The organism is Lysinibacillus sp. fls2-241-R2A-57 (assembly GCF_030209535.1).
Taxonomy (GTDB): domain Bacteria; phylum Bacillota; class Bacilli; order Bacillales_A; family Planococcaceae; genus Lysinibacillus.
Genome location: NZ_JARVRU010000014.1, coordinates 21,866 through 28,989 on the forward strand (window position 1 = coordinate 21,866; position 7,124 = coordinate 28,989).

Sequence of the window (7,124 nt, forward strand, 5' to 3'; positions counted from 1 at the left end):
ATGATGCCGATATACTATCATTAAAAAAAACAAAGAGGCGATTTAATATGTCTGAAAACTTAAACCTGTTCACATCAACACAAGATGTCATTCAAGATGCTCTAAATAAACTTGGTTATGACGAAGCAATGTATGAATTATTAAAAGAACCACTTCGTATGCTACAAGTACGCATCCCGGTCAAAATGGATGATGGTACAACAAAAGTATTTACTGGTTACCGCGCACAACATAATGATGCAGTAGGACCAACTAAAGGTGGGGTACGTTTCCATCCAGCAGTTTCTGAAGAGGAAGTTAAAGCGCTTTCAATGTGGATGACATTGAAATGCGGTATCGTGGATCTACCTTATGGCGGTGGTAAAGGCGGTGTCATCTGTGACCCACGTCAAATGTCTATGGATGAAATCGAACGTTTAAGCCGTGGTTATGTACGTGCAGTTAGTCAAATCGTAGGGCCAACAAAAGATATCCCTGCTCCAGACGTATTTACGAATGCACAAATTATGGCTTGGATGATGGATGAATATAGCCGTATGGACGAATTCAACTCACCAGGTTTCATCACAGGTAAGCCACTAGTGCTTGGTGGTTCACAAGGTCGTGACCGTGCTACTGCACAAGGAGTAACAATCGTTATCCAAGAAGCAGCGAAAAAACGTGGCATTGATATTAAAGGTGCACGCGTTGTTATTCAAGGCTTTGGTAACGCAGGTAGCTTCCTTGCAAAATTCATGCATGATTTAGGTGCAAAAGTAATTGGTATTTCAGATGCTTATGGTGCACTTCATGATCCTGAAGGTTTAGATATCGAATACTTATTAGATCGTCGTGATAGCTTTGGTACAGTAACAACTTTATTTGAAAACACAATTTCAAACAAAGAATTATTAGAGCTTGATTGTGATATTCTAGTGCCAGCTGCTATTGAAAATCAAATTACTGCTGACAATGCACACAACGTTAAAGCAAACATCGTAGTAGAAGCAGCGAATGGTCCAACAACTGCTGAAGCAACTAGAATTTTATCTGAGCGTGGCATTTTACTTGTACCAGACGTATTAGCATCTGCTGGTGGGGTTACAGTTTCTTACTTCGAATGGGTACAAAATAACCAAGGTTATTACTGGACAGAAGAAGAAGTTGAAGAACGTCTATACAAAAAAATGGTTGATGCATTTGAAAACGTTTATACAACAGCGACAACACGAAACATTAATATGCGTTTAGCAGCTTATATGGTAGGTGTTCGCCGTACTGCAGAAGCTTCACGCTTCCGTGGATGGGTTTAATCAATATATAACTAAAAACGAGTCATTCCTTTAATAATGGGATGACTCGTTTCATTTTTGTGAAAAACTATTATGTGAATGAAATAAAGGTGTCATATTAAATAAAGTATGGTTCATCGGCAAAACGAGGGGGTTGCTTTCCAGGGGCGTTCGAATTCTGGCATGTCATTCTAATATATTAAAACAAACATCAGCAACAAGTGTTTTATGTGCGAAAGCGAAGGAAGAGAATCGATGCTCCAAAATACCAATCGCTGATAAAATGCCAAAAATCGCTGATAACACCGAGGAAATCGCTGATAAAATGCCAGAATCGCTGATAACACCGAGGAAATCGCTGATAAACTGCAGAGAATCGCTGATAACACCGAGGAAATCGCTGATAAAATGCCGAAAATCGCTGATAACACCATGAAAATCGCTGATAAAATTTCGAGAACTGCCGATAGCATCATGAATCGCTAATAAAATGCCGAAAATCGCGCTCGTAGGAAAGCGAATAGTGTCGAACGGAAATCATCCTCATTCTAAAGTGCTGTAACATTTACAAAAATCCCCTCTTTGATTTTATTTTTCAATATTATAAAACGAGCCATTCCTGTTTAATGGGATGACTCGTTTTTTCTTTTTTTATTCGACTGAAGAAGATGTTCAAGACGTTGCTCTAATATCATCTTTTTTTCTTTCCGTTCCTTACGTAATTGCAGGATGCACATAAGTATGAAGCTTCCAATAATAATAACAACACCGCTAATAATCGCAATTTTAAGCATAAATAAAATTCCTTTGTTTCATGTACTAAGCTTTTACTATACATGGGTTAACTAAACAAAATCTGAACAGACGGATTAAACTGGGACGGATAATTTATTATGAGTATATGTCCAAAATTTAATCTTTGCTTTCATCAACAAAAATATGAGAAAATCCAACTAGAAAGGGGCGAATTGAATGGATTCATTTACATTTTATAACCCAGTGAAGTTACATTTTGGTGAAGATGCACTGGAAAAGCTAGCAAAAGAGGTAGCGCCATACGGTAAAAAGGTGTTAGTTGTATATGGAGGAGGTAGCATTAAGAAGAATGGTGTATACAATGCCGTCATCGAAAAATTACAAGAAGCGGATAAAACGATCTTTGAATTAAGCGATGTAGAACCAAATCCACGTGTAGAAACAGCAAGACGTGGCATTGATCTTTGTAAAAAAGAAGAAATCGATCTTGTTCTAGCCGTTGGAGGCGGTTCTGTAATTGACTGTTCAAAATTAATAGTTGCTGGTGCAAAATATGATGGTGATGCGTGGGATATTGTGAAGCGTAAAGTATTTGTACAGGACGCTTTACCGCTCGGAACAGTTTTAACGCTAGCAGCAACAGGTTCTGAAATGAACTCAGGATCTGTCATAACAAACGCGGCTACAGAAGAAAAACTAGGCTGGGGTAGCCCCGCTGCATTCCCGAAATTTTCGATTTTAAATCCAGCGTATACAGTGACAGTACCAAAGAATCACACAGTTTATGGAATCGTTGATATGATGTCACATGTATTTGAACAGTATTTCCATAGTGCGACGAATACACCAATTACAGATGAAATGTGTGAAGGTGTGTTACGAACTGTTATAACTACAGCCCCTAAATTACTTGAAGATTTAGAGAATACTAAATTACGTGAAACCATTTTATTAGCTGGAACAATTGGGTTAAATGGATTCTTATCAATTGGCTCTCGTGGAGATTGGGCGTCACATAATATTGAGCATGCTGTATCTGCAGTTTACGATATTCCTCATGCAGGTGGTTTAGCTATTTTACAGCCCCATTGGATGCGTCTAAGTGTATCGGTGAATCCAGAACGTTTTGCAGGCCTTGCAACACGCGTCTTTGGTGTTGATGCGACAGGAAAGTCTATAGAAGAGGTTGCAAATGAAGGGATTGATCGTTTATCGGCATTCTGGACTTCATTAGGAGCTCCGAGTCGCCTTGCAGATTATGAAATTGATGATTCGAAATTCGATCAAATTGTAGAACATGCTATGCAAAATGGACCTTTTGGAAACTTCAACAAATTACAGGAAGAAGATGTCCGTACTATTTTGCAAAACTCACTTTAATATTAAATATAGATATGAGGCTACGTGTTGTAGTCTCGTATTTTTTTTATTTAACTTCTTTCAGCCGATTCCGGACGCAATTGTGCCGAGGCATAATTGATATTTGTCTTTGTCGTATTTTCTCGTTAATTGTAGAATTGTTCAGAATTTGTTCAACTATATTTATTAAAATAAAGACCAGATAAGGACGGAGAGGGAGCAAATATAGAGATGTCATTTCAACAGCATGTTTATAAAATGCAAAATTGTGTAGAAGTATTGGGAATTGAAGCTAACTTACTGCAAATTGAAAATGATCAGATTGTCAGGGGATACATTGTTGATCAAAGTATAATTTTTAAAAGTTTACGATTTGGCCAAACGAATATTACCTTTACAGACGGTGTAAATAAAGCAAGTGTACAAGTATTTGTACGTTCTTCTGGGGAAATCGTTGTAGAAGTGAAACCTTATTTAAAGGATGCTGAAAAGGTGCTAGTCTATTATCGAACAATACTAGCAGATACAGCTATCGCGATTGATTTAAATGGTTCTTTGAAAAATTATTTGGTGGCTCATCAAATGATGAATAATGATGATTCAATTGCAGAGGTACATTACCAATCTATGCATTCTAATGTATTGAAGGATTCTTATGCTGGTCATTTTATTTTGGGATGTCAGGTAGACGGTAGAGAGATTACGAAAGCTGAAGAATATGCATTAGCTAATCGTATAGCGACATTAAAATTCTCAAAAATAGTTATTCAACAACGGGGTGTAAAAAAGATTATCGCATTAAAAAGAGTATTAACTTTTCTGATTACAAATCATGTTTTTGTAAATAATGAAGAGATTTGCTCTATTGAAGATACAACTAATCAAAACGAAATCATCTAATATAGATATAAAAAATAGCCAACTGCCTGAAATACGGCAATTGGCTAATTATCTTATTATAGAAAAAATATTTTGGATAATAAGGCTGATGTTACTGTTTTAATGTTGAGTCATCTGGTCTTTCGCCAATATGCACCCAATCTATTTTCCCATCATCTTCATCAAATAAAATAGCTACTTTTGATACGCCCTTCTGACTTGAAATGATCTCTGTCAAATGGTCGCGTACATCATCTAGAAAAGCGAGTGATAGGTTAGCATCAGCTTCAGCAACTAGTTCCACATGTAAAAATTCGCCTTCTTTAATGACCTCTAAACGTACAATATCTTGAATGTTCGGATCATCCATAACAAGATGAGCGATATGGTTGAGCATTTCTTCGTCTGTTTCACCGATAACACCACGGGCATTATCAAGGAACACTTTTGCTACTACATAGAACATCATACAGCCAATAATCATTGAAACTAGTCCTTCTATTCTTGTCCAGCCTGTAAAATGTGCGATTAAAATAGCGGTGAAGGCTAAAACATTACCACCTGTAGCAACTAAGTCTTCCATAAATACTAATTTTGTTGCTGGTTTTGCACGATGTAAATAGCCAAAAGCTTTAGGAATTGCTGTTAATATTCCTGCTTTTTCCTGCCCGGCTTCATGGAGAATTTCAACCGCAGCTTTAGCAAGAACGGACCCTTCTAAAACAGTCCCGATCAATAATACTCCAAGTGCAATGAGCATTCCTTTAGATTCTGCAGCAGGGTGTATAAAATGATGCCAACCTTCTTTTACCGTTTCATAAGAAAGGATGGCTACAATAATAACGGCAAAAAGACAAACTAAATTTACAATTCGGCCAAAGCCTGCAGGGAATTGTTTTGTCGGTGCTTTTTTAGAAAGCGCTGAGCCGATATAAACGAAAAATTGGTTTGCGGCATCCCCTAGAGAGTGCATCATTTCTGCAAACATGGCAACATTACCTGTAAGGAAAAAGGCAACACCTTTAATAATTCCTAAAAAGGCATTGACAAATGCCGCCATTAGAGAGGGTTTATTACCGTCTTTTAATAGTTTTAATAATTCAGCCACGAAGAATCCTCCAACTAATTTAAAATTTCCATTTCTATTTTTTCTATATAAGGTAGTGCTCGTAATGAACGATAAAATGACAGTAAGTTATCAGAGATAATTAATGATAAACGTAAATCTAATTCATGTAAAACATTATCATTATTTGGCACATCTTGAATGCGGATGTTTTCGATTATGATATTGTTCTCCTTTAGAAATTGCAGAAAGGATTCACTGTTTTTATCATCGTTTATCTGAACTTTCAATGATATTTCCCGCATACGAATCCGTTTTGGTCCTATTTTCATTAGGAAAGGCGATAAAACCTCAATTCCGAAGACAATGATAATAACAGCTAATGTAGCATCCATATAAAATCCTGCGCCAACTGCAATTCCTATCCCAGCTGCTCCCCAAATCATTGCAGCTGTTGTTAAACCTGAGATACTATCATTTCCACGTCTTAAAATAACACCTGCTCCAAGAAATCCAATTCCACTAACAACTTGGGCAGCTAAGCGAAGAGGGTCCATGGTAATATTGATATCAGACCTTGGGGGTGTTGAATAGGCAGTTTCTATCGAAATGATAGTTAGTAAACAGCTAAATGTAGCAATGACTAAGCTCGTTTTTAATCCTACGGGTTTCTTTTTTAATTCCCTTTCAATGCCGATTACTAAACTTAATGTGGCTGCAATAACTAATTTTATGCCAACTTCATATGTAATCATATTTCCAAACAAGTTTTCCATAAGCAACCCTCCACAGATATTTCGTATTGCTAAGAGATATGCAAGGTGTCATTATTATATGTACATTACTTTTTTGTATTGTACATCACGATAGTAATGATGTATAAGTATTTTTTTACTTCTTTCAGCGAGTGTCCAGACGCAATTATGCCGAGGCATAATCGATCTTCTTTCAGGCAAAAGTCACCCACCTATATAGGTAGTGAGATAAATGTGGATTTAAGTGAGTGTTCAGCGGGTACCCAAACTTTCGCTAAATAAGTTAAATGGAGGTTGGATTTTATGGAGAAACCAAAAATTCATCCATACATCCCTATTTTTATTGGTGTTGTTTCTGTATCTTTGTCTGCCATATTAGTAAAATTAGCAAATGCAGAAGCAGGGGTTATTGCGTTTTACCGCATGTTGTTTTCAGTCTTAATAATGGCTCCTCTGTTTTTTTGGAAATACACTAATGAGATCAAACAATTAAGAATACGTGATTGGCTTTTTTCTTCAATTGCAGGGATATTTTTAGCCTTTCATTTTATAATGTGGTTTGAATCACTCAATTACACTTCTGTAGCAAGTTCTACAGTTTTGGTGGCCCTTCAGCCACTGTTTGCATTTATAGGTACATATTTTTTCTTTAAAGAAGAGATTACTGTAAAAACTATTATTGCAGGAGCAATTGCGATAATCGGATGTGTTTTAATTAGTTGGGGAGATTTTAAACTTAGTGGAACTGCATTTTATGGAGATATGCTTGCTCTTATTGCGTGCGCACTCGTTACAGCTTACTTTTTATTTGGACAGGATGTACGTAAAAGGTTATCTCTTGTGACTTACACGATGATTGTTTATGTTGTTAGTACAATTACGTTATTTTTCTATGTTCTTATTAAAGGTGAATCTTTCGGGCCTTATTCTATTATGGACTGGATATGGTTTATTTTATTAGCGATAGTGCCTAATTTATTTGGTCACAGAATTGAGCTTCAGGAAGCCCACTTCTTCAGAGGTGGGAGGAATGAAGTG

The 7,124-nt window shown here is 36.7% G+C and carries 7 protein-coding genes; 4 read left to right on the plus strand and 3 right to left on the minus strand.

What is annotated here, in order from left to right:
- Positions 1 to 47: 47 nt before the first annotated feature.
- Positions 48 to 1,292 (plus strand): Glu/Leu/Phe/Val family dehydrogenase, encoded by a 1,245-nt coding sequence (locus QRN68_RS02885; protein ID WP_285395174.1) that lies wholly within the window; start codon positions 48 to 50, stop codon positions 1,290 to 1,292.
- A 602-nt stretch (positions 1,293 to 1,894) separates the two neighbouring features.
- Here QRN68_RS02885 and QRN68_RS02890 read toward each other — a convergent pair.
- Positions 1,895 to 2,065, minus strand: coding sequence for a hypothetical protein (locus QRN68_RS02890; protein WP_285395175.1), 171 nt, complete (start codon positions 2,063 to 2,065; stop codon positions 1,895 to 1,897).
- Between the two features lie 178 nt (positions 2,066 to 2,243).
- Between QRN68_RS02890 and QRN68_RS02895 the strand changes: the two genes are divergently transcribed.
- Together QRN68_RS02895 and QRN68_RS02900 are read left to right on the plus strand one after the other, a co-directional pair.
- On the plus strand, positions 2,244 to 3,407 hold the full coding sequence (locus tag QRN68_RS02895) for an iron-containing alcohol dehydrogenase (RefSeq protein WP_285395176.1): 1,164 nt from the start codon (positions 2,244 to 2,246) through the stop codon (positions 3,405 to 3,407).
- 210 nt (positions 3,408 to 3,617) lie between these two features.
- Positions 3,618 to 4,286 carry a hypothetical protein gene (locus tag QRN68_RS02900; protein WP_285395177.1) on the plus strand — a complete coding sequence of 223 codons (669 nt, stop codon included), beginning with the start codon at positions 3,618 to 3,620 and terminating at the stop codon, positions 4,284 to 4,286.
- A 91-nt stretch (positions 4,287 to 4,377) separates the two neighbouring features.
- Here the strand turns inward: QRN68_RS02900 and QRN68_RS02905 are convergent, their stop codons facing one another.
- Both QRN68_RS02905 and QRN68_RS02910 read right to left on the minus strand, forming a co-directional pair.
- Positions 4,378 to 5,373: a cation diffusion facilitator family transporter gene (locus QRN68_RS02905; protein WP_285395178.1), complete on the minus strand. Its 996-nt coding sequence runs from the start codon at positions 5,371 to 5,373 to the stop codon at positions 4,378 to 4,380.
- Between the two features lie 14 nt (positions 5,374 to 5,387).
- Positions 5,388 to 6,107: an MgtC/SapB family protein gene (locus QRN68_RS02910; protein ID WP_285395179.1), complete on the minus strand. Its 720-nt coding sequence runs from the start codon at positions 6,105 to 6,107 to the stop codon at positions 5,388 to 5,390.
- Between the two features lie 282 nt (positions 6,108 to 6,389).
- On the opposite strand from QRN68_RS02910, the gene QRN68_RS02915 reads away from it, so the two are divergent.
- The coding region (locus QRN68_RS02915) for a DMT family transporter (RefSeq protein ID WP_285395180.1) at positions 6,390 to 7,124 on the plus strand (735 nt) is incomplete at its 3' end.

Excerpts from the sequence above, each read along its gene's own strand:
- QRN68_RS02890 (WP_285395175.1), bottom strand. The coding sequence starts at position 2,065 with ATGCTTAAAATTGCGATTATTAGCGGTGTTGTTATTATTATTGGAAGC.
- QRN68_RS02910 (WP_285395179.1), bottom strand. The coding sequence starts at position 6,107 with ATGGAAAACTTGTTTGGAAATATGATTACATATGAAGTTGGCATAAAA.
- QRN68_RS02895 (WP_285395176.1), top strand. The coding sequence starts at position 2,244 with ATGGATTCATTTACATTTTATAACCCAGTGAAGTTACATTTTGGTGAA.
- QRN68_RS02900 (WP_285395177.1), top strand. The coding sequence starts at position 3,618 with ATGTCATTTCAACAGCATGTTTATAAAATGCAAAATTGTGTAGAAGTA.
- QRN68_RS02885 (WP_285395174.1), top strand. The coding sequence starts at position 48 with ATGTCTGAAAACTTAAACCTGTTCACATCAACACAAGATGTCATTCAA.